A 20,781-nucleotide genomic window follows, 5' to 3' on the forward strand; every position below is an offset into this window, starting at 1 on the left:
GGCTTTAATCCTCTTTCATCTCTTCTTCTGTCCGTTTTACAATGCTTGCGACTACTGTATCCAGCTCTTGTGCGGACTGCATCAGGTAAGAAAGCAGCTGATCCAGTTCTTCTGCTGCAACAGGATCCGACTGCAACAACTCGATGATTCCCATTATCCTGGATAAGGGATTTCGTATAACATGTGATTGCAGATGGGCTATTTCCTTCATCTTTTTATTCTTTTTCTCAATAGCAGCAATATAGGCTGCTTCTGACGTAATGTCCCTGATGATGGCTAACCGTACCCATGATCCGTTTAACCGTATATTACTGGCATTAATATCCACCAGTATGGGATTTCCGTTTTTACAATAATGCCGGTCTCTTTGATGAACATAATCTCTGCGTACCTTGTTCCTGAATGTTTCTTCATCACACTGCAGAAGCCGGTTTACTTTCATATCCAGAAACTCTTTCTTGTTGTATCCGTAGCAGTGTATGGCACTTTTGTTTACATATAATAAACGTAAAGTAGTGGGATGATAAATGATCATCGGCAGCGGATTAAAAAAAAACAAACTTTTATAATGGGTCACAGCTTCCTGTAGCAGATTTTCCTTGACAACCTTTTCCTGTACTTCCTGGCGGAGTTTGATATAAAGATTCTCAGATTTTAGAATGGTCTTTTCAAAACCGCTGATAACATATATAATAATGGAGACCATTACCAGATTTGAAAATATAAAGTTGAACGAGTAGAGTATCCATCTGTAGGGTATGTTATCATGTGCCAGTTCCAGTTCGTGTATCGGAAAACCCTCAAATAAAGCGATGCCAAACAAAATACAGATCATCGCATTGACAGCAACCGACAGGTAAGCCAATTTTTTAGAAAACAGAAGCGTAACAAACACACTGAGCAGCAGCAGAAAAACCGTTCCGCACATCAGGGAATGTAAGGTTACTATTTTGATAATGGAGAAGAGCATCATTACGGTCACTCCAAAAAACTTCTTAAATCGGATCGTAAGCTTTTTATGCAGCACTACGATAATAATCGATACGAATGCAAGTAAATCGGTTATGGCTGTTATATAACTACTGTGTGAACATTCTATTACAATATTAACGATAAGAGAGACTATTCCTGTTGGTATTGCAAATTTTATGATTTGTGTGAAAAACCGGTCCTTCCACATTTCGTTCCTGTTCAGGTACTTTTTTCCCGTTCGCGTTCTCTTGTTGATAAAGAGGGAGTATCTTCTCCATATATACTTAAAATCATCAATTGATGGACAAGAGCTTGTTTTCATATAGGGGCTTACTTAAAGAACTCAATTTTACGAATAAATTCTGTATTTGTTAAGGATTAAAAGCCTTTTTAACGGCTATTGCCGGTTTGGAAAATAACAGCTAATTCCGGTCAGATCGAAAAAGGTGAAATTTCGGGCAGGCAGCTAAAAAACAAATCCTGTAACCTGATTAGAGAATCCCTTTCTTATGTATTCTCGCAGGATATCCCATAGCACTATAAAAATGACAGAAGCGATAACTGTAGTCTGCTTTACAGGGAAAAACAGGGTCGGCGGGGACAAAAGTGATTGGAATGATACTGAAAGTTTCCTAAATAGTTAGCAGGAGCGAACATTTTTAGCAATTAAAACGTATCTTTCGCCAATTAAGGAATTGCTTAGACGGGAGTTAGGAGTTTGAAACAGGAAGGTCATTTCGGCCGGTTTGGCTGAATCTGACAAAAGTCAATGGTTTTTTCTGAAAGAATAATTTGCTAAACGGTCCCCCCACTAAGTATATAGAACTATATATTTAAGCATGTTAAAAAAGCGACAGTGCTTTAAACGATTATTTTTGATTGTCTTCTTTTCTTGTCTTCAAGAGCATTAATAGAAGATAATCCTTGTTTTCTAGTGATACCAATCTCTATTTAGAATTTTATTATTTTAGTTTATCAATAAAAAAAAAGATATGCATTCAGCGGAACTTCAGAACATGTTGAGCGATGAAATATTTGGCATTACGCAAAATATTAGTAAAGAATGTTTGATTCTTGCAGACTTTGAAGGAAACATCGTTCTGGCTAACAAAAAAGCCAAAGTCGTTTTATGTCTGGACGAGCAGAATTATCAGGGCAGCAGCTGCTTTGAATTGTTTAGTTTTTCCTATGCGGAAGACCTGACCCCGCTGGATCGGAACGGATTGCCGTTTATTGCAACACTGGAAACGGACAAAATGGTAGAGGACAGTGTGATTGGGATAGAAATCGGTGAAAAGCCGCTGATCTGGATATCCGTTAGTTCCAGGATGATCGAGATCTCGGGAACAAAATATGCAATTATCGGTTTTTTTGATGTTACAGAAACGATCCGGAAAAGCCAAAAACTACAAACCAGAAAAAACCAGCTGGACCAGCTTTTGGCCTCAATAGACGATATGGTATTTGAGGTCAGTGTTACCGGTGAGATCCTTAATTGCTGGACGAATGACGAAGACCAGCTTTTTTATGATCCGACAATGTTTCTGGGAAAGAATCTGGAAGTTATTTTTCCAAACAAGCTTGGGAGATCTTTTGTTTCCCTTATCAGGGATTCCTTAAGAGAGAACAAATCCCTAAGTATGGAATACCAATCTCCTTTGGAGGATAACAGTGAACGATGGTACAGGATGCAGGTGAGACCTGTTTATTATTCAAAACAAAAAGCGGCCGTTATTATTACGGATATCAGTAACAGGATGAAAATTGAGGATGAGGTCAGGGTTAACGAACAAAAGTTCAACCAGGCTTTTCTGCATTCAGGATTGGGAATGGCTTTAGTGGGTACCGACGGGCGCTGTATTGAAGTAAACAATACCCTTACAAAAATACTGGGTTATGATGTGTCGGAAATGTCCAGGATGAAATGTAGTGACTATACGCATCCGGACGACCTGCCGTATATTGAGGAAAATATGAATAAGCTTAAGACGCTTGAAACCGAAAGTTACACTATAAAAAAGCGGTATATCCATAAAGACGGACGTTTTATCTGGTGCCTTCAAACCATGTCGGCCGTCTTTGATCAGCATGGAACGCCCATTTTCTATATTGCGCAGATACAGGATATTACACAGTATAGAAAGTATGTGGAGGAACTGCAGCGGAATAACCGACAGCTGGAGATTGCAACGATCGACCTGGAAACCAAGGTGCGGCAACTGGAAGAATTTAACCAGATCGTTGCACACAATCTGAGAGGGCCGGCCGGAAATATCCAGATGCTGGTTGCCGAGATTGAGCATGCAGATAATGAAACGGACAGAAAAGAATATCTGGAGCTCCTGCAGTGTTCAAGTGACGGACTTATCGAGATTATGCAGGAACTTATCGAGATACTGGAAGTCAGAGGCAGTAAATCGCTGCCAATGGAAAGATGTGGTTTCGAACAGATATACAGGAAGACCATCCAGCAATTCTCGGCAGAGATCCATACTAAGGGTGCTGTAATAGAAGCTGATTTTGAAGTTCCGGCTATTTCCTATTCAAGAATCTATCTGGAGAGCATCATGTATAACCTGATAGGGAATGCTTTAAAGTACACAGTACCGGGCAGGAAACCGCAGATTACGATCAGATCCTATGCTTCAGAAGGAAAATGCGGCTTTAGCGTTAAGGATAATGGAATAGGGATTGATCTGGACAGGTATGGGATGCATGTGTTCAAATTCAGGAAGACCTTTCATAGCGGATATGACAGCAAGGGGATTGGACTTTTTATGACCAGACATCAGATAGAATCATTGGGAGGGAGGATTTATGTAGTTAGTGAGCCTGATAAAGGAAGTACTTTTTATGTCCAGTTTGATAAATAAGTAAGCCCTAAATACCCAATTATATGACAAAACTACGTATTGCTATTATCGACGACGATTCGATATTCCGGTTCATATTCGGAAAGATGGTGATGAAGTTTCCCGAGGCAGCTACCGAGGTAATCGGTTTTGAGGATGCCGTTTCGGCTATAAAACATTTCCAGTCTGTTAAGGACAGGAGAGAAGACTGGCCGGACATGTTATTTGTGGATATTAATATGCCGCAGATGACCGGATGGGAATTCATGGATGAGGTTTGCAGGATGGAAATGGATTTTGTAAGTAACATTCCCGTTTTTATCTTAAGCTCCTCTACTAGCCTTGCTGATATGGAAAAAATAAACGAATATGAGTTTATTGACGATTATCTGATTAAACCGTTGAAAAAGATAGAATTTATGGAGTTGCTGCGTGAATATTATCATAAAACCGTCGGCTCCGATGGAGAAGGCTGATTCAAACCTGTTGCGTAAGCCGCAGTAACGAATTTTAGCCTTGTGCTTATGAAAGTATTTAAAACAAAAAAAGACGCAGCAATTGCGTCTTTTTTTATGACTCCGGTGGAACCATTTTGTGACCCGGCTGGGATTCGAACCCAGGACCCCATCATTAAAAGTGATGTGCTCTACCAGCTGAGCTACCGAGTCGGTATTTTTTAAGAAATAATTCAGGTTAATTAGTGACCCGGCTGGGATTCGAACCCAGGACCCCATCATTAAAAGTGATGTGCTCTACCAGCTGAGCTACCGAGTCTGTAATTATTTCTTAATCTCTTTATCAATATTTCCTGAAACAGTTTTCGGGAACCTCCCGTACTATTTCTGATCATTCAGATTACTTTAGGCAATCCTCGTGACCACGATGGGATTCGAACCCATACGTCTTTCAACACCACCCCCTCAAGATGGCGAGTCTACCAATTTCTCCACGTGGCCTTAAAAAAAAAAGTCAAACATCGCTGTTCGACTTTCGTGACCCGGCTGGGATTCGAACCCAGGACCCCATCATTAAAAGTGATGTGCTCTACCAGCTGAGCTACCGAGTCTTGCTTTCAGAAAATAAATTCAGGTCATTTTTGTGACCCGGCTGGGATTCGAACCCAGGACCCCATCATTAAAAGTGATGTGCTCTACCAGCTGAGCTACCGAGTCTGTAATCATTTCCTGATTGCGGGTGCAAATATAAGACGTATTTTTTATTATCCAAGGGAATTTTGGTTTAAATTTGCCTTTTTTTTACAGGGATTATTTAAGTTTCTGTTTATTAGATATTTATTATTATGAAAAAAATAGTCCTCATTGGCTATATGGGTTCCGGTAAGTCAACAATAGGTAAAATATTATCAGAAAAAATAGCAATACCGGCTTTTGATCTGGATAAAATTATTGAAGAAAAGACAAAAAAGACCATTCCGGAATTGTTTTCGGAGATTGGAGAAGTCAGATTTCGCAAGATCGAGCACGAAACGCTCCGGGAATTTATAGCAGAAAAGGAGGATTATATATTAAGTCTGGGTGGTGGTGCTCCCTGTTATGCCAATAACCATGAATTTTTACAGCTGGAAGGTATCGTATCGGTATACTTAAAAGCATCCGTTAAGGAGTTAATGCAACGACTGGAAAATGAAAAGGCGGGCAGACCTTTGCTGGCTTCGTTAAAAGAAACCGAAATAGAAGAATTTATAGCCAAACATTTGTTTGACCGAAGCTATTTTTACCACCAGGCCAAACATGTGATTGCCGTTGATGGTAAAAAGCCGGATCATATTGTTTCGGAAATTGAAAGCCTGTTAACTTAAATAGGCGTATTCCTCTGTTTCTTCAAAAACAACCTGGATGTGCTCTAATAGTGAAGTCGACAAGGAGAGGCCTTTAAAATCGGCTTTAACGGGATATTTTTTATGGTTCCGGTCTACCAGTACCGCGGTTTTGAATTTTTTCAGCGGAACGTCAAGAAAATGCTTTACACCATAAATCAAAGTGGTGCCGGAACTAAGCACGTCATCAATCAGTACCAAACCTTTATTTTCGTACTGCTCCGGGCTTAGTGAGGTAGTGATTTTTTCCTGAGGTTTGGTTTTGTTGATTTTTACTTCGCATAAAATAACCTTCAAATCGGAAATCTGTTCCAGTTCTTTCGCAATTTTCTGAGCGAAAATATACCCGTTGGAAGCGATCCCCGCTAAAACAACTTCGTTTTCATCTACAAAAGTTTCGTAGATCTGAAAAGCAATTCGTTTGGTTTTATGGTTGATTTCCTGTTGGGTTAAGATAATATTTTTCATTGTTTTTGTGTCGTTGTTATTTTTTTTCAAAGATAAAGAAGAACTCTTTTTCTTGTCTTGGTTTTATGGAATTATAAGCTCTTTCAAGCGTTTTTATCGAAAATATGTCTGAAAAAAGGCTTAAATACGCTTCTTTGCTGCCGCCAAACGGAGGTCCGGCTTCGGTGAGCGGGAAATCAAACAGCAGTCCGGCGATTTTTCCGTTAGGGTTTAGTAATTGTGCCATTTTGGAAACATAATTTTTGCGAAGCTCCGGTGACAGCGCGCAGAAAAAAGTCTGCTCCAGGATCAGATCGAAGTGCTCCTCCAACTCAAAAAAATCGCCCTGAATCAACTGGGATCCGGGAAACAGCGGATTTCTTTTTTTGATGTTCTGTAACGGCGAAGCGGCCAGATCTATGACAAATACATTCTGGAATCCTTTTGAAAACAGGTAATCCAGCTCGTGTGCATTTCCGGCACCGGGTATTAAGATCTTCAGCGTCTTATCGTCAATCTGGTCAATATAATCCTTCAGCGGTGTGGTAATTGAACCGGCATCCCATCCGGTCTCATTGTTCAGATAGCGGTCTTCCCAGTAACTTTTATTCAGTTTCAGTGTCATCTTCGTCGGCATCTAAGGTATAATCGTCAATGTCCCGTCTGTCTTTTTTAGTAGGACGGCCTGTTCCTCTGGCGCGGTAATGCTCCTTGGAAAGTCTTAGTAATTCCAGATGTTCAAAAGACTCTAAAGGCGTTTCGTCTTTTCGGTATATGTCAACCAGTTTGGCGCCCACTCTGCTTTCGGGAATATCCAGAACGGTCAGTATGTAGTTAATCTGATCTTTTCGTAATGTAATTTTATCTGTAGCAAAAACTTCCCTGGAAGGCTTTGCTGTTTGCCCATTTACAGTGATGTGCCCCTTTTTACAAGCTTCTGTTGCAATGTTTCTTGTTTTATAGTAGCGTACACACCATAAATATTTATCCACTCTCATATGAAAATTCAAAATTCAATGTTAATATTAAAACAAAAATAAATGAAAATTGTATCTTGCACCGTTAAATTTTATTAATAATGAATAGATTATTTAAGATAGTAGGGAGCTTAGTCCTTATGTTTTCTCTTTTTGCATGTGATGATAAAGGTAGCGGTGGTGCTGAAATCCGGGATTATTCTGAGCAGTTTGCCGCTGATAATACAGCCATTGAAAATTATTTGAAAACACATTACCTGGAAGTTACTCATAATGCACATGGAGATGTTGAGGATATGACAATCACAGCGATTCCTGCCGGAGGAAGTCAGGTTTCTATCTGGGATCAGACAACCTATCCGTTATTGAATAAAACAGTGAAACTTCACAATATCTTATATAAAGTTTATTATTTAAAAACTGCTGCCGGTACAGGTGATGCCCCTTGTGGTGTAGATAAACTGTACACTTCCTACAGAGGAACGCTGTTAACGGGGTACCAGTTTGATTATGCTCCGAATGCTACCGAAATCAGCCTTGTGGGAGCGATAAAAGGATGGGAGTTTATTTTCCCGGAATTCAGAAGAGGAGTTACAGTAGAAAATGTAAACGAAGCGGGAGTACCGGACGGAACATTGCGTCATGAAGATTACGGAGCAGGAGTAATGTTCCTGCCTTCAGGATTAGGCTATTATAGCCAATATGTTGGAAGTATTCCGGAATATTCACCGTTGGTGTTTACGTTTAAATTATACGATATACAATTTTTAGATCAGGATGCCGATGGTGTATTGTCAAGATATGAATATGGTTTTGATGCAAATTACAACCTGATTGATACAGATGGTGACGGTATCGCCGATATTTTTGATGTGGATGATGATAATGATGGCGTACCTACAAAAGAAGAGATCCGCATTCCGGGTACTATTAACCAGTATACCTATGATTTGATCCCGGATTGTAGCGGAAACAACACGAATCCGGCACGATTAAGAAAACATCTGGACGCTACTTGTCACTAAGAGTAAGCCAGTAAAATAAAAAAAAGCCCTTTTCAAGAAGAGGGCTTTTTTTATGGTAAATACTGCTGTAAAAATAAAGCCTGTCCAGTCGGACAGGCTTTGTTGTATAAAACATATTGATTATTTTCGTGTGATAACCTTTTCGGCAGCTGCAAAAATAGCCTGATTGTTCAACTGGTATTTCTCCATTAACTGATCCGGTGTTCCGCTTTCGCCAAAACTGTCCTTAACGGCTACATATTCCTGTGGTGCAGGATTGTTTAACGATAATGTTCTGGAAACACTTTCGCCTAAACCGCCAAGCATATTGTGCTCTTCAGCAGTAACAACACAACCTGTTTTAGCAACCGATTTAAGAATCGCTTCTTCATCCAGTGGTTTTATCGTGTGGATGTTGATTACCTCGGCAGAAATACCTTTTGCTTCCAAAGCTTCCGCAGCAACCAAAGCTTCCCAAACCAAATGTCCGGTAGCGATAATTGTAACATCAGTACCTTCGTTTAATACAACAGCCTTACCAATTTCGAATGTTCCGTTTTCCGGAGTGAAGTTAGGTACAGACGGTCGGCCGAAACGCAGGTAAACCGGTCCGTGGTGCTCAGCAATAGCTAATGTAGCTGCTTTTGTCTGATTGTAATCACAAGTGTTGATTACCGTCATTCCAGGCAGCATTTTCATCAAACCGATATCTTCAAGGATCTGGTGTGTAGCACCGTCTTCTCCTAATGTTAATCCGGCATGTGAAGCGCAGATTTTAACGTTTTTATCGGAGTAGGCTACCGACTGACGAATCTGGTCGTAAACCCTTCCGGTAGAAAAGTTGGCAAATGTTCCGGTAAAAGGAATTTTACCGCCAATAGTCATTCCCGCTGCAATTCCAATCATGTTAGCTTCTGCAATCCCGATCTGGAAAAAACGTTCCGGATGATTTTTCTTGAAATCATCCATTTTTAATGAACCGATCAGGTCTGCACAAAGTGCTACTACATTTTCATTTTTTTGACCAAGTTCTGTAAGTCCGGCTCCAAAACCAGAGCGCGTATCTTTATTTCCTGTGTTTGTATATTTTTTCATTTGTTGACGTAATTAAAAGAATTTAAAAATTAGAAAGATTGATTAATAATCTCCTAAAGTTTCCGGATTTTGAGCTAAAGCACTTTCCAATTGTGCATCGTTTGGTGCTTTCCCGTGCCATGCGTGTGTGTGCATCATGAAATCAACACCGTTACCCATTTCGGTATATAGCAATACACAAACTGGTTTTCCTTTTCCGGTTCTTGATTTGGCATCTGTCATACCATTGATGATAGCCTCAAGGTTGTTTCCTTCTTTTATCTCTAGAACATCCCATCCGAAAGCCTCAAATTTGGCTCTTAAATCGCCTAAGGATAAAACTTCTTCTGTTGTTCCGTCAATTTGTTTTCCGTTTAAATCTACGGTAGCAATATAGTTGTCTACTTTTTTAGCAGAAGCATACATCGCCGCTTCCCAGATTTGCCCTTCCTGTAACTCACCGTCACCATGTAAACTGTAAACAATATGGTTGTCACCGTTTAATTTTTTGGTTAGCGCAGCTCCGATGGCAACAGACATTCCTTGTCCTAATGAACCTGAAGCAACACGAATTCCAGGTAACCCTTCATGCGTAGTCGGGTGCCCTTGTAAACGGGAATTGATAAGGCGGAAAGTAGCTAATTCAGCAACAGGGAAATACCCGCTTCTTGCTAATACGCTGTAAAAAACCGGCGAAATGTGACCATTGGACAGGAAGAAAAGATCTTCACCGCTACCATTCATGTCAAAACCTTCTTTGCGGTCCATTAAATGTTGGTAAAGGGCTACTAAAAATTCGGTACAGCCAAGTGAACCTCCAGGGTGTCCTGAATTTACAGCATGAACCATACGAAGAATATCTCTTCTAACCTGAATTGTTAAGTCGTTTAATTGTTGAGTGTTAGGCTTCATTTTTTATGTAAAAGTTAAACTATGGCAAAAATAGTTTTATTTTAAAGATGTACCAACTCTTTTTGTTTTTTAGTTTCAGATTTAGCACGTAATAATTTCGCTTTATGATAGGAGGAAACGCTTTAAATGTAGTACTTTTAGTAACTTTTTAATTGTATCCCCTTTTTGGTTTAACAGATGAAACGTTTTTTAGATATTTATTTGGATTCGTATCGCGGTTTGTCAAAACCCGCATGGATGCTTGCGCTGGTTATTTTTATCAACAGAAGCGGAGCTATGGTGCTTCCTTTCTTAGGGATTTATATGACGGAAGCCCTGCACTTTTCGCTAAAGGAAGCCGGTACGGTACTAAGCTGTTTTGGTCTGGGAGCGGTAACCGGTTCCTGGTTAGGCGGCTGGCTGACCGATAAAGTAGGACATTTTAAAGTGCAGACGGTAAGCTTATTGCTGTCGGTTCCGATGTTCTGCCTGCTGCCGCTATTTAAAACGGTGGAAACACTGGCGGTAGGAATATTTATATTGAGCGTGATTACCGATTCGTTCCGGCCGGCCAATTCCGTTTCGGTGGCATACTATGCCAAACCGGAAAATATTACCCGTGCTTTTTCGCTCAATCGTATGGCTATTAACCTTGGATTTTCCATAGGTCCTGCTTTGGGCGGCTTGCTGGCAATTATATCCTACAGCTGGCTTTTTTACGGCAATGCGATCGGTGCTGTTTTGGCCGGGCTGTTATTCTTCTTTTATTTCAGAAACAGAAAAGGGAACGAAAACGTATTGAAAAAAGAAGCGGATGCGGCGGCAGAAGCCAAAGAAGTTTCTCCATACAGGGACAAACAGTTTATCTGGTTCAACATACTAACGGCTCTATATGCTATCTGTTTCTTTCAGTTGCTGAGTACATTACCTTTGTTTTATAAAGAGATCCATAAATTAACCGAAGCAGACATCGGGATATTGCTGGCCTATAGCGGTTTTGTGGTCTTTGCGCTGGAAATGCTGCTGGTGCATATTGCCGAACGTAAAATGACATCGGCACAGGTAATCATTTTAGGAACGATTTTATGCGGCTTGTCGTTTATAATGCTGGTACTGCCGGGTAAATACCTGGTATTGTATGTGTCCATGTTTGTTCTGTGTATTTCGGAAATCCTGGTAATGCCGTTTGTGGCTACCGTGACGGTTCAGCGTTCCGGAGCAACAAACAGAGGCGCTTATATGGGATTTGGCGCCCTGGCCTATTCTGCGGCCCATATCGTATCGCCTTATTTGGGAACCCGTGTAGCCGATTTTTACGGATTTGATACGCTGTGGATCGGAACCGGAGTACTGACTGTTTTTATTGCCTTTGGATTTTACGTTATAATGAAGAAAATGTAAGCAAAACAATTGCTTATTATCATTTCGGCGGATTTGTTTAAAAAGAATATTAAATAAAGACGCAATCGTTAATATTTTCTAAGGAACTCCCAATCGAATAGTTGAATTCGATTATCTTTGCCGATTGTAAAAAGTAAGTATGAAGTTCGATTTATTACACAAAGACCCGTTGTCAAAAGCCAGAGCGGGAAGTATAACTACAGATCACGGTGTTATTGAAACACCAATATTTATGCCTGTCGGAACAGTTGCTTCCGTTAAAGGAGTGCATCAGCGAGAATTAAAAAACGATATTAATCCCGATATTATTTTAGGAAATACCTATCATTTATATCTGCGCCCACAAACCGAAATATTGGAAAAAGCGGGTGGATTGCACAAATTCATGAACTGGGACCGGAATATATTAACGGATAGCGGCGGTTATCAGGTATATTCCCTTTCTTCCAATAGAAAAATTAAAGAAGAAGGCGTAAAATTCAAATCGCACATTGACGGATCCTATCATTTTTTCTCACCGGAAAATGTGATGGAAATCCAGCGTACCATCGGAGCCGATATTATCATGGCATTCGATGAATGTACACCATACCCTTGTGATTACCGGTATGCAAAACGTTCGATGCACATGACCCACCGTTGGTTGGACAGATGTATTGCACATTTGGATAAATTACCGTTTAAATACGGATACGAACAAACATTTTTCCCGATTGTACAGGGAAGTACCTATAAAGACCTGCGTCAGCAGTCGGCAGAATACATTGCCGGTGTAGGAGCGCAGGGTAATGCCATCGGAGGACTTTCTGTGGGAGAGCCGGCAGAAGAAATGTATGCGATGACAGAAGTGGTTACGGCCATTTTACCGGAAGACAAACCGCGTTATTTAATGGGAGTGGGAACACCGGTTAACATCCTTGAAAATATCGCATTGGGAATTGACATGTTCGATTGTGTGATGCCAACGCGTAATGCCCGTAACGGAATGTTATTTACAGCTAACGGTACAATTAACATTAAAAATAAAAAATGGGAAGACGATTTTTCCCCAATTGACGAAATGGGAATTACTTTTGTAGATACCGAATACTCAAAAGCCTATTTACGCCATTTATTTGCTGCTAACGAATACTTAGGGAAGCAAATCGCAACCATTCATAACTTAGGATTTTATATGTGGCTGGTTCGCGAAGCCAGACAGCATATTTTAGCAGGTGATTTTTATGCATGGAAGGAAAAAATGGTAAAACAGATGAGCCAACGTTTATAATGCTAACAATTAATTTTCTATTCTAACTTGCGAATGAACATAATCGATAAATATATCCTAAAACGGTATTTAGCAACCTTCTCGGTCATGTTATTAATGTTTATTCCTATAGGAATCGTTATTGACGTCTCGGAAAAGATCAATAAAATGCTTGCTAATAAAGTACCTTTAGTAGCCATTTTAAAGTACTATTACGATTTTACAATATATTTTGCCAATTTACTTTTCCCGATATTCCTGTTCCTTTCCGTAATATGGTTTACCTCGAAACTGGCAAATAACACCGAGATCATTGCGATTTTAAGCTCCGGAATTTCGTTTAGCCGTTTTTTACGGCCGTACATTATCGGGGCAACGTTAGTATCGCTGTTTTCATTGGTTATGGGATTCTTTCTGGTGCCCAAAGCAAGTCAGGGATTCAACGATTTCCGTTACAATTACCTGTCCAGTAATCCAACAGTCAGGGAAAACCAGGATGTTTACCGGCAGATTAGTAAAGACGAATTTATCTATGTGAGTAATTTTAACTACGAATCCAAGATAGCGTTCAACTTTACCCTTGAAAAATTTAAAGGCGATCAGTTAGAATATAAAATCAATGCCAGCCGTATAAAATGGAATCCTGCCGACAGTACGTATACCTTATTCAATTACAGCAAGCGTACCATTGGAGAACTGGATGATAAAATTGAAAAACAGGAACAAAAGGACATGATTCTGGATTTTGACCTGGAAGATTTAACACCGGTTGTTTATGTTGCAGAAACCATGACCTTAGGAGAACTGAACCGGTTTATCGAAAAGGAAAAACAACGTGGTTCCCCCAATATCAACACCTATCTGGTTGTAAAATATAAAAAATACAGTATCCCTGTTTCGGCATTTATCCTGACCATTATTGCCGTTTCGGTTTCTTCCATGAAGCGAAGAGGAGGAATGGGAGTAAACTTAGCCCTGGGAATTGCGATAGCCTTTACCTTTATTTTCTTTGACAAGATTTTTGGAACACTGGCCGAAAAATCCAGCGTACCGCCTTTAGTGGCCGTATGGTTCTCTAATTTTGTTTTTGGAATTTTAGCGATTTACCTACTTAGAAATGCCAAACGATAATATTAAAAGTTACTTAAACCTCCATCTAATTGTTTTTATATGGGGGTTTACCGCTATTTTAGGCGGATTGATTTCCCTGGAAGCCCTGCCTTTGGTGTGGTATCGCATGATGGTGGCGGTATTTCTGGTATTGCTTTACCTGTTATACCGAAAAAGACCGATAGCCGTTTCCGGGACTACGCTCGTGAAATTCCTTTTAGGCGGATTGGTCATTGCGCTGCACTGGCTGACCTTCTTTATGGGGATTAAAGTTTCCAACATTTCCGTAACATTAGCCTGTCTGTCTACCGGCGCTTTCTTTGCCTCATTTCTGGAACCCATTTTCTATGGAAGAAAAATGATCTGGTATGAAGTGCTTTTCGGCCTGATAGTCGTGTTGGGATTGGGAATCATCTTTAATGTGGAAGGCGACCATGTTAACGGAATAATCTTAGCGCTGACCTCGGCATTTTTATCGGCACTTTTTTCAGTGATCAACGGGAAGTTTGCTCAAAAACATGACGCAGGAGTCATCACTTTTTATGAACTGCTGGGCGGTGTCGGATTTCTGACGGTTTATATGCTGGTATCCGGATATTTTACCCGGGAATTCTTTGTACTGAGCTTATCCGATTGTATCTGGCTGCTGGTTTTAGGATCTGTTTGTACGGCCTATGCCTTTTTAGCCTCAGTGAAAGTCATGAAATATTTAAGCCCGTATACCGTAATGCTGACGATTAATCTGGAGCCTATTTACGGAATTATATTAGCCGTTTTGGTTTTCCGGGAAAAAGAAAAAATGAGCCCTTCTTTTTATGTGGGAGCGGCCATAATACTGCTTACGGTTCTGCTAAACGGAATCGCCAAGAACTATAAAAAAATAAAAACAAATTAATAAATTGTTACTACAATATAAAATGATAATTTATCTTTGTAGCTCAAACTAAACCCAAAAAGGTACTAAAAAATGGAATATTTAGATTTTGAACTTCCTATTAAAGAACTTGAAGATCAGTTAGATAAATGTCAGATAATCGGACTGGAATCGGATGTTGATGTTTCTAATACGTGCAAACAAATTGAGAAAAAATTAGAAGAAACCAAGAGAAATATATATAAAAATCTAACGGCATGGCAACGTGTTCAGCTTTCGAGACATCCAAGCAGACCGTACACGATGGACCATGTCAGAGCCCTTTGCGGGGATACTTTCCTGGAACTTTTTGGAGACAGAGGTGTTAAGGACGACAAAGCAATGATTGGCGGACTTGGTAAAATTGGCGGACAGTCGTTCATGATTGTCGGACAACAAAAAGGATACAATACGAAAACCAGACAATTCCGTAACTTCGGAATGGCAAATCCGGAAGGATATAGAAAAGCACTTCGTTTAATGAAAATGGCCGAAAAATTCGGAATCCCTGTAGTTACATTAGTAGATACTCCGGGAGCATATCCGGGATTGGAAGCAGAAGAAAGAGGACAGGGGGAAGCTATTGCCAGAAACATCTTCGAAATGATTCGTCTGAAAGTGCCTATCATCACGGTTATCGTTGGTGAAGGAGCTTCAGGTGGAGCTTTGGGAATTGGTGTTGGTGATAAAGTTTACATGTTGGAAAATACCTGGTATTCTGTAATTTCTCCGGAATCGTGTTCTTCTATTTTATGGAGAAGCTGGGAATACAAAGAGCAGGCTGCCGAAGCGTTGAAATTAACTTCTTTCGATATGAAAAAACAAAAGTTAATTGACGATATTATCCCGGAACCGCTTGGTGGTGCTCATTACGACAGAGAAACGACTTTCAGAACCGTTGAACAATATATCACCAAAGGATATAACGAGTTGAAAGACTTATCAACAGAAGAATTAGTGGCTCAGCGTATGGAAAAATACAGTAGAATGGGTGAGTATAAAGAATAATCGAAATTACCTTACAAATCATAACATCCGGAGCCTTACAGCTTCGGATTTTTTTTAACTATTAACATTTTTTGAGAGGTTATGAACAGCATAAGACTAACAACTCAAAATATATTCACCTAAAAATTGGCTACCTTAGCAATATGGAAAACCTCAAAAATGTAAACCCAAACAGAGTAGATAAAACTACTATTATTAATCTGGAAAAAGGCAAATTACCACCTCAGGCATTAGACCTTGAAGAGGCGGTTCTGGGGGCCATGATGATTGATAAAAAAGGTGTGGATGAGGTTATCGATATTTTACAACCCGATGCTTTTTACAAAGATGCCCACAAGCATATCTTTGAAGCCATTGTAGAACTTTTTAACGATACACAGCCGATTGACCTTCTGACCGTTTCCGCACAGCTGCGAAAAAACGGGAAGTTAGAATTAGCCGGAGGCGATTTTTACCTGATTCAGCTGACTCAGAAAATATCATCTTCCGCACACATTGAGTTTCACTCAAGAATTATATTGCAGAAATACATTCAGCGAAGCCTTATCAAAATTTCAAATGAAATTATTGAAGAATCGTATGATGAAACGACCGATGTATTCGACTTGTTGGACAAGGCCGAATCCAAACTGTATGAAGTAACGCAGGGAAACATTAAAAGAAGTTCCGAAACGGCACAAAGTTTAGTGATCCAGGCAAAAAAACGTATTGAAGAAATTGCCAATAAAGAAGGATTGAGCGGAATCCCTACCGGTTTCCACGATCTGGATAAACTTACTTCCGGTTGGCAGCCTTCCGATTTAATTATTATCGCAGCACGTCCGGGTATGGGTAAAACCGCATTCGTACTTTCAATGGCAAGAAATATGGCTATCGATGCCGGAGCACCGGTTGCTTTGTTCTCGCTGGAGATGTCATCCGTACAGCTGATCACCCGTTTGATCTCTTCCGAAACCGGTTTGTCTTCTGAAAAACTGCGTACCGGAAAACTGGAAAAACACGAATGGGAACAACTTTCCATTAAAGTAAAAGACCTCGAAAAAGCACCTTTATATATTGACGATACCCCGTCACTGTCCATTTTCGATTTACGTGCAAAAGCCCGTCGTCTGGCTTCCCAATACGGAATCCGTATGATTGTGATCGATTACCTTCAGTTAATGACGGCCGGCGGTAACGGAAAAGGCGGCGGCGGAAACCGTGAGCAGGAGATTTCCACTATTTCCCGAAACTTAAAAGCCCTGGCAAAAGAGTTAAATGTTCCGGTAATTGCACTGTCACAGCTATCACGTGCGGTGGAAACCCGTGGAGCCAGTAAGCGACCGTTGCTTTCCGACTTACGTGAATCCGGAGCGATTGAGCAGGATGCCGATATCGTATCCTTTATTTACCGCCCGGAATATTATAAAATTGATGAATGGGATGACGAAGAGCGTTCGCCAACACAAGGTCAGGCAGAATTTATCGTAGCCAAACACCGTAACGGTGGATTGGATAACATTCGTCTGAAATTTATCGGAAATCTGGGTAAATTTGACAATCTGGACGATTTCGGTTCTCCTTTTGATGAATTGCCATCCCGAATGAATATGGACGATAATCCTTTCATCACGAAAAACCTGCCATCGGCTAACGAAGCTTTCGGAAGCAACATGAACAGTTTTGACGACGACAGCGATGTTCCGTTCTAAAAAATAAAATTAAGCCTGCATCTGTAGGCTTTTTTTATGAGTTTTTATTTTTGAAATCACTTATCTTTGAAAATAAATCAATTGTAATGCATCTCAAAAAGTCCGTTTATATATTCTTGGTATTCCTGTTTTCAATTTCGGCAAAAGCAGCATTTATACTGCTGCCGATGGAAGCCGAAGTGCAGCAAAACCATTTAAAAGCCTATGGAATTACCTATTGGGCACTGGATAAGCAGTATAAAGTGAGCTGGCTGCTAAATTACAGAGGTGGTTCTTTTCTGTTGCCGGATGCGGCCGAGATCCGTAAAGAATGCCAGATCCGCGGGGTAACTTTTGAAGTGCTGTCCGACAATCAGGCAAACGGAATCCTGAATGAAATTAGTTCCCCTTCACAAAATATGGAAACGGTTGTGCTGGAAAAAGCACCAAAAATTGCTGTATATACACCCAAAGGGAAAAAACCATGGGACGATGCGGTGACACTGGTTTTAACCTATGCCGAAATTCCGTTTACGGCGATCTATGATGAAGAAGTACTAAGCGATGCCCTTTTACTATACGATTGGCTGCATTTGCACCACGAAGATTTCACCGGGCAATATGGGAAATTCTTCGGAGCCTACCGGAATGCACCCTGGTATATTGAACAAAAAAGAGAAGCGGAAGCTTTGGCAACCAAGTTGGGATTTAGCAAAGTATCACAGGAAAAACTGGCTGTAGCCGCTAAGATCCGAAACTTTGTAATTGGCGGCGGTTTTATGTTTGCCATGTGTTCTGCAACAGACAGCTTTGATATTGCCCTTGCTGCCGAAGGAGTGGACATCTGTGAACCGATGTTTGACGGCGATGACAGTGAGGCAAACTATCAGGCGCGGATTGACTACAATAAAAGCTTTGCATTCAAGGACTTTATCCTGGAAAGAAACCCGCTTGTTTATGAATTTTCAGATATTGATATGTCGCGCAAGCGAAAAGTATTGCCCGATAATGATTATTTCACGCTGATGGAATATTCGGCAAAATGGGATCCCATCCCGAGTATGCTTTGCCAGAACCATACCCAGCTGGTGAAAGGTTTTATGGGACAGACCACCGCTTTCGACAGTGAGCGGATCAAATCGAATATCCTGGTTATGGGAGAGAACAAGTTTAATGGTGAAGCCCGTTATATACACGGTACCAAAGGCAAAGGAATGTTCACGTTTTACGGCGGGCATGATCCGGAAGATTATGAGCATCGGGTAGGCGACGCACCAACGGTTTTGGACCTGCATCCCAATTCTCCCGGTTACCGTTTAATCTTAAACAATGTATTATTTCCGGCAGCCAGAAAGAAAAAACTCAAAACATAAAATTCTGATCACAATTTCAAAAAAGCATAATAGTAACTATTATGCTTTTTTTTATGAAATGCATATTTTTTATATTCGTATTTTTTTAAAAGTTACATTTTGTTCATTTTAGCACAACAAAAGCATAACATAATGTGATAAAATGCGATTTTTTTTAAGGAAAAATGCCAAAATAAAAATTAATAGTATTATTTTTACATAAGATATGTAACTTATAATTTATTACTTATGGCAGAAAATACGATTAGTTTAGCAACGGCTCAGGACTGGGCTGCAAGATGGAAAAACAAAGAAGGAAGCTACAACAGGCACCATGAATTAAAAGCTTTCTGGGTTCCCGGAGTAGATTTTACTCAGGTAATGAAAGAAGCTGGTGCGCAAAATGTCAGAGCTTATCTGGGAGTTGATGAAAGCAATGTGGAAAAATTAATGATTGTAGGTGTTGATGCTGATGGAAATGATATGATTGACGAAAGCAAAGGACAATATATCTATGATTTTTCAGAACCGTGTCCGAGTACTTGTAATAAAAAAGCACCTTTTATTAGTGGTGGTGAATAAAAAATTATCCTTTTGATTAATTATATTATCTATTTAGGGTATGTATTTTCAGGGATCAATTTGATTCTGTATTTAAAGAGATGCAGAAAAGAAGACAAGGCCTTCAGAATATTTACCCTTTATTTATTTGTTATCGCATTAATACAGTTTTTTACAAGCCTTTTAAAGAATAAAGGAATCAATAACCTGTTCCTTTCCCATTTTTACTTTGTATTGCAGCTGATCTTGTTAAGCTTTTTTTACCTGACAATTTTAGAAATGAAAATACAGCGAAGGATTGTGCGAACCTGTTTAATGGGATGCCTGTTTGTTTTAGGAGTCCAGTACTTATCGGATAAACAACTGTTTTTAAAATTCAACCTGTTTGAAATTTTTATAACATCCTATCTGTTAATACTGTATTCAATGTTTCACTTTTACAATCTTTTAAACAAGGAAAAAAATTACTATTATATCAACACAGGGATATTGATTTATCTTTTCGGAAGTACGGTTTTGTTTATTTCAGGAAACCTGATCAACACGCTGAAACTCGAATCCCGGAATATTGTCTGGTTGTTAAATGCCTTCCTGATAGTGGTATACCAGTTGTTTATTTTCATAGAATGGCGAATAAGAGCCCGTCGTAATACTGAAGACTATGAATGATTTGAACGCACATGATTTAGAAATAATATCGGCTGTAATCTACACTTTTATAGCCTTTGTTTTAATGATTGTTGCCGTACTGATTTTTGTCTATTATTCCCGGAAGAAAATTGTTCAGAAGGAATTGGAAAAAAAAGACCTTGAAATTGACTATCAGAAGAAACTCCTGCAGGCTACCATCCTCACACAGGAAAAAGAAAGAGAAAGAATAGCGCAGGATTTGCATGACGATATCAGTTCAAAATTAAATATCATTTCCTTGAACAGCCATTTACTAACGGCTTCCGATCTTTCCGGTGAAGAAGTCAAAGAAATAACAACCGGTATCATTACAATTACCGCTAAGGTTCTGGAAAGTTCCCGGACAATAGCACACAATTTATTGCCGCCAATACTGGACAAGTTCGGACTGCATGCCGCTATTGAAGAATTGTGCCAGCAGTACAATAACTGTGAAGTACACATTAACTATCACAACGTACACAGGCAGCAAATTTTCGAAGAAATTAAGCATGAAAACCAACTGCACATCTTCAGGATTTTGCAGGAATTGATTAATAACTCATTACGGCATGGAAAAGCAACCGTTATCGACATCCGTTTTGACAAAGATTTTGGCGGGCGGTATTGTATTTATACCGACAATGGAAATGGTTTTGATACTAAAGTTATAAAGAAACAACCCGGACTTGGTATGAAAAATATTGAAAGCAGAGTTACGATGTTGAATGGACAACTCAATATTGAGAGTGAGATTAATAAGGGAATAAATGTGACTTTTAATTTTTAAAAAT

Annotated in this window: 20 protein-coding genes and 5 tRNA genes; 14 read left to right on the forward strand and 11 right to left on the reverse strand. The window is 39.8% G+C overall.

The genetic code is table 11. The features are described from left to right. Positions 1–4: 4 nt before the first annotated feature. On the reverse strand, positions 5–1,294 hold the full coding sequence (locus BGO42_RS13005; RefSeq protein WP_273247028.1) for a PAS domain-containing protein: 1,290 nt from the start codon (positions 1,292–1,294) through the stop codon (positions 5–7). A 670-nt stretch (positions 1,295–1,964) separates the two neighbouring features. Between BGO42_RS13005 and BGO42_RS13010 the strand changes: the two genes are divergently transcribed. Together BGO42_RS13010 and BGO42_RS13015 are read left to right on the forward strand one after the other, a co-directional pair. After that, positions 1,965–3,845, forward strand: a complete 1,881-nt coding sequence (locus tag BGO42_RS13010) for a PAS domain S-box protein (protein WP_273247029.1) — start codon at positions 1,965–1,967, stop codon at positions 3,843–3,845. Positions 3,846–3,868: 23 nt separating this feature from the next. After that, the gene (locus tag BGO42_RS13015; RefSeq protein WP_177733160.1) at positions 3,869–4,300 is read left to right on the forward strand and encodes a response regulator; all 432 of its coding nucleotides are present in this window, start codon (positions 3,869–3,871) and stop codon (positions 4,298–4,300) included. A gap of 119 nt (positions 4,301–4,419) precedes the next feature. Here BGO42_RS13015 and BGO42_RS13020 read toward each other — a convergent pair. The 5 genes from BGO42_RS13020 to BGO42_RS13040 form a co-directional block, all read right to left on the reverse strand. Next, positions 4,420–4,492 (reverse strand) — tRNA-Lys (locus BGO42_RS13020). A gap of 33 nt (positions 4,493–4,525) precedes the next feature. Continuing rightward, positions 4,526–4,598: transfer RNA gene (locus BGO42_RS13025), tRNA-Lys, on the reverse strand. 100 nt (positions 4,599–4,698) lie between these two features. Beyond that, positions 4,699–4,780: transfer RNA gene (locus BGO42_RS13030), tRNA-Leu, on the reverse strand. A 37-nt stretch (positions 4,781–4,817) separates the two neighbouring features. Then, a tRNA-Lys gene (locus tag BGO42_RS13035) sits at positions 4,818–4,890 on the reverse strand. A 33-nt stretch (positions 4,891–4,923) separates the two neighbouring features. After that, positions 4,924–4,996, reverse strand: a tRNA-Lys gene (locus BGO42_RS13040). A 128-nt stretch (positions 4,997–5,124) separates the two neighbouring features. Between BGO42_RS13040 and BGO42_RS13045 the strand changes: the two genes are divergently transcribed. Then, positions 5,125–5,643, forward strand: coding sequence for a shikimate kinase (locus BGO42_RS13045; RefSeq protein ID WP_273247030.1), 519 nt, complete (start codon positions 5,125–5,127; stop codon positions 5,641–5,643). Here the strand turns inward: BGO42_RS13045 and BGO42_RS13050 are convergent. Genes BGO42_RS13050 through BGO42_RS13060 form a run of 3 tightly spaced genes read right to left on the reverse strand, consistent with a single transcriptional unit; the run spans position 5,635 to position 7,106 of the window. Beyond that, positions 5,635–6,129, reverse strand: coding sequence for a phosphoribosyltransferase family protein (locus BGO42_RS13050; RefSeq protein WP_177733164.1), 495 nt, complete (start codon positions 6,127–6,129; stop codon positions 5,635–5,637). The genes BGO42_RS13045 and BGO42_RS13050 overlap by 9 nt on opposite strands. A gap of 16 nt (positions 6,130–6,145) precedes the next feature. After that, entirely contained in the window at positions 6,146–6,733 is a 588-nt protein-coding gene (locus BGO42_RS13055; RefSeq protein WP_273247031.1) for a methyltransferase domain-containing protein, read from the reverse strand. Further along, positions 6,714–7,106 (reverse strand): RNA-binding S4 domain-containing protein, encoded by a 393-nt coding sequence (locus tag BGO42_RS13060; RefSeq protein WP_273247040.1) that lies wholly within the window; start codon positions 7,104–7,106, stop codon positions 6,714–6,716. Before BGO42_RS13060 ends, BGO42_RS13055 begins: the two co-directional genes overlap by 20 nt. 80 nt (positions 7,107–7,186) lie before the next feature. On the opposite strand from BGO42_RS13060, the gene BGO42_RS13065 reads away from it, so the two are divergent. Then, a complete protein-coding gene (locus BGO42_RS13065) occupies positions 7,187–8,110 on the forward strand; it encodes an FKBP-type peptidyl-prolyl cis-trans isomerase (protein ID WP_177733167.1) in 924 nt (307 codons plus the stop codon). Between the two features lie 120 nt (positions 8,111–8,230). Here the strand turns inward: BGO42_RS13065 and BGO42_RS13070 are convergent, their stop codons facing one another. Then, on the reverse strand, positions 8,231–9,184 hold the full coding sequence (locus tag BGO42_RS13070) for a transketolase family protein (RefSeq protein WP_177733169.1): 954 nt from the start codon (positions 9,182–9,184) through the stop codon (positions 8,231–8,233). Positions 9,185–9,226: 42 nt separating this feature from the next. Further along, positions 9,227–10,075 (reverse strand): transketolase, encoded by an 849-nt coding sequence (locus BGO42_RS13075; protein ID WP_273247032.1) that lies wholly within the window; start codon positions 10,073–10,075, stop codon positions 9,227–9,229. A gap of 177 nt (positions 10,076–10,252) precedes the next feature. Between BGO42_RS13075 and BGO42_RS13080 the strand changes: the two genes are divergently transcribed. From BGO42_RS13080 to BGO42_RS13125, 10 genes are all read left to right on the forward strand, one after another. After that, complete coding sequence (locus tag BGO42_RS13080) at positions 10,253–11,455, forward strand: MFS transporter (protein WP_273247033.1); 1,203 nt, start codon at positions 10,253–10,255, stop codon at positions 11,453–11,455. Positions 11,456–11,594: 139 nt separating this feature from the next. Further along, complete coding sequence (gene tgt / locus BGO42_RS13085; protein ID WP_177733175.1) at positions 11,595–12,725, forward strand: tRNA guanosine(34) transglycosylase Tgt; 1,131 nt, start codon at positions 11,595–11,597, stop codon at positions 12,723–12,725. Between the two features lie 33 nt (positions 12,726–12,758). Continuing rightward, complete coding sequence (locus tag BGO42_RS13090) at positions 12,759–13,835, forward strand: LptF/LptG family permease (protein ID WP_177733177.1); 1,077 nt, start codon at positions 12,759–12,761, stop codon at positions 13,833–13,835. Next, positions 13,822–14,709: a DMT family transporter gene (locus BGO42_RS13095; protein ID WP_273247034.1), complete on the forward strand. Its 888-nt coding sequence runs from the start codon at positions 13,822–13,824 to the stop codon at positions 14,707–14,709. The genes BGO42_RS13090 and BGO42_RS13095 overlap by 14 nt, the downstream gene beginning before the upstream one ends. Before the next feature lie 72 nt (positions 14,710–14,781). After that, complete coding sequence (locus BGO42_RS13100) at positions 14,782–15,735, forward strand: acetyl-CoA carboxylase carboxyltransferase subunit alpha (RefSeq protein ID WP_177733181.1); 954 nt, start codon at positions 14,782–14,784, stop codon at positions 15,733–15,735. 143 nt (positions 15,736–15,878) lie between these two features. After that, on the forward strand, positions 15,879–17,426 hold the full coding sequence (dnaB, locus tag BGO42_RS13105; protein WP_177733183.1) for a replicative DNA helicase: 1,548 nt from the start codon (positions 15,879–15,881) through the stop codon (positions 17,424–17,426). A gap of 86 nt (positions 17,427–17,512) precedes the next feature. After that, entirely contained in the window at positions 17,513–18,778 is a 1,266-nt protein-coding gene (locus tag BGO42_RS13110) for an asparagine synthetase B (RefSeq protein ID WP_273247035.1), read from the forward strand. A gap of 228 nt (positions 18,779–19,006) precedes the next feature. Then, positions 19,007–19,339, forward strand: coding sequence for a hypothetical protein (locus BGO42_RS13115; RefSeq protein WP_177733187.1), 333 nt, complete (start codon positions 19,007–19,009; stop codon positions 19,337–19,339). A gap of 12 nt (positions 19,340–19,351) precedes the next feature. Next, positions 19,352–19,987 (forward strand): hypothetical protein, encoded by a 636-nt coding sequence (locus BGO42_RS13120; RefSeq protein ID WP_273247036.1) that lies wholly within the window; start codon positions 19,352–19,354, stop codon positions 19,985–19,987. Next, positions 19,980–20,777 carry a sensor histidine kinase gene (locus BGO42_RS13125; protein WP_177733191.1) on the forward strand — a complete coding sequence of 266 codons (798 nt, stop codon included), beginning with the start codon at positions 19,980–19,982 and terminating at the stop codon, positions 20,775–20,777. Before BGO42_RS13120 ends, BGO42_RS13125 begins: the two co-directional genes overlap by 8 nt. The last annotated feature ends 4 nt before the right edge of the window (positions 20,778–20,781 follow it).

This window comes from Flavobacterium sp. 40-81 (genome assembly GCF_001898245.1).
GTDB classification, from domain to species: domain Bacteria; phylum Bacteroidota; class Bacteroidia; order Flavobacteriales; family Flavobacteriaceae; genus Flavobacterium; species Flavobacterium inviolabile.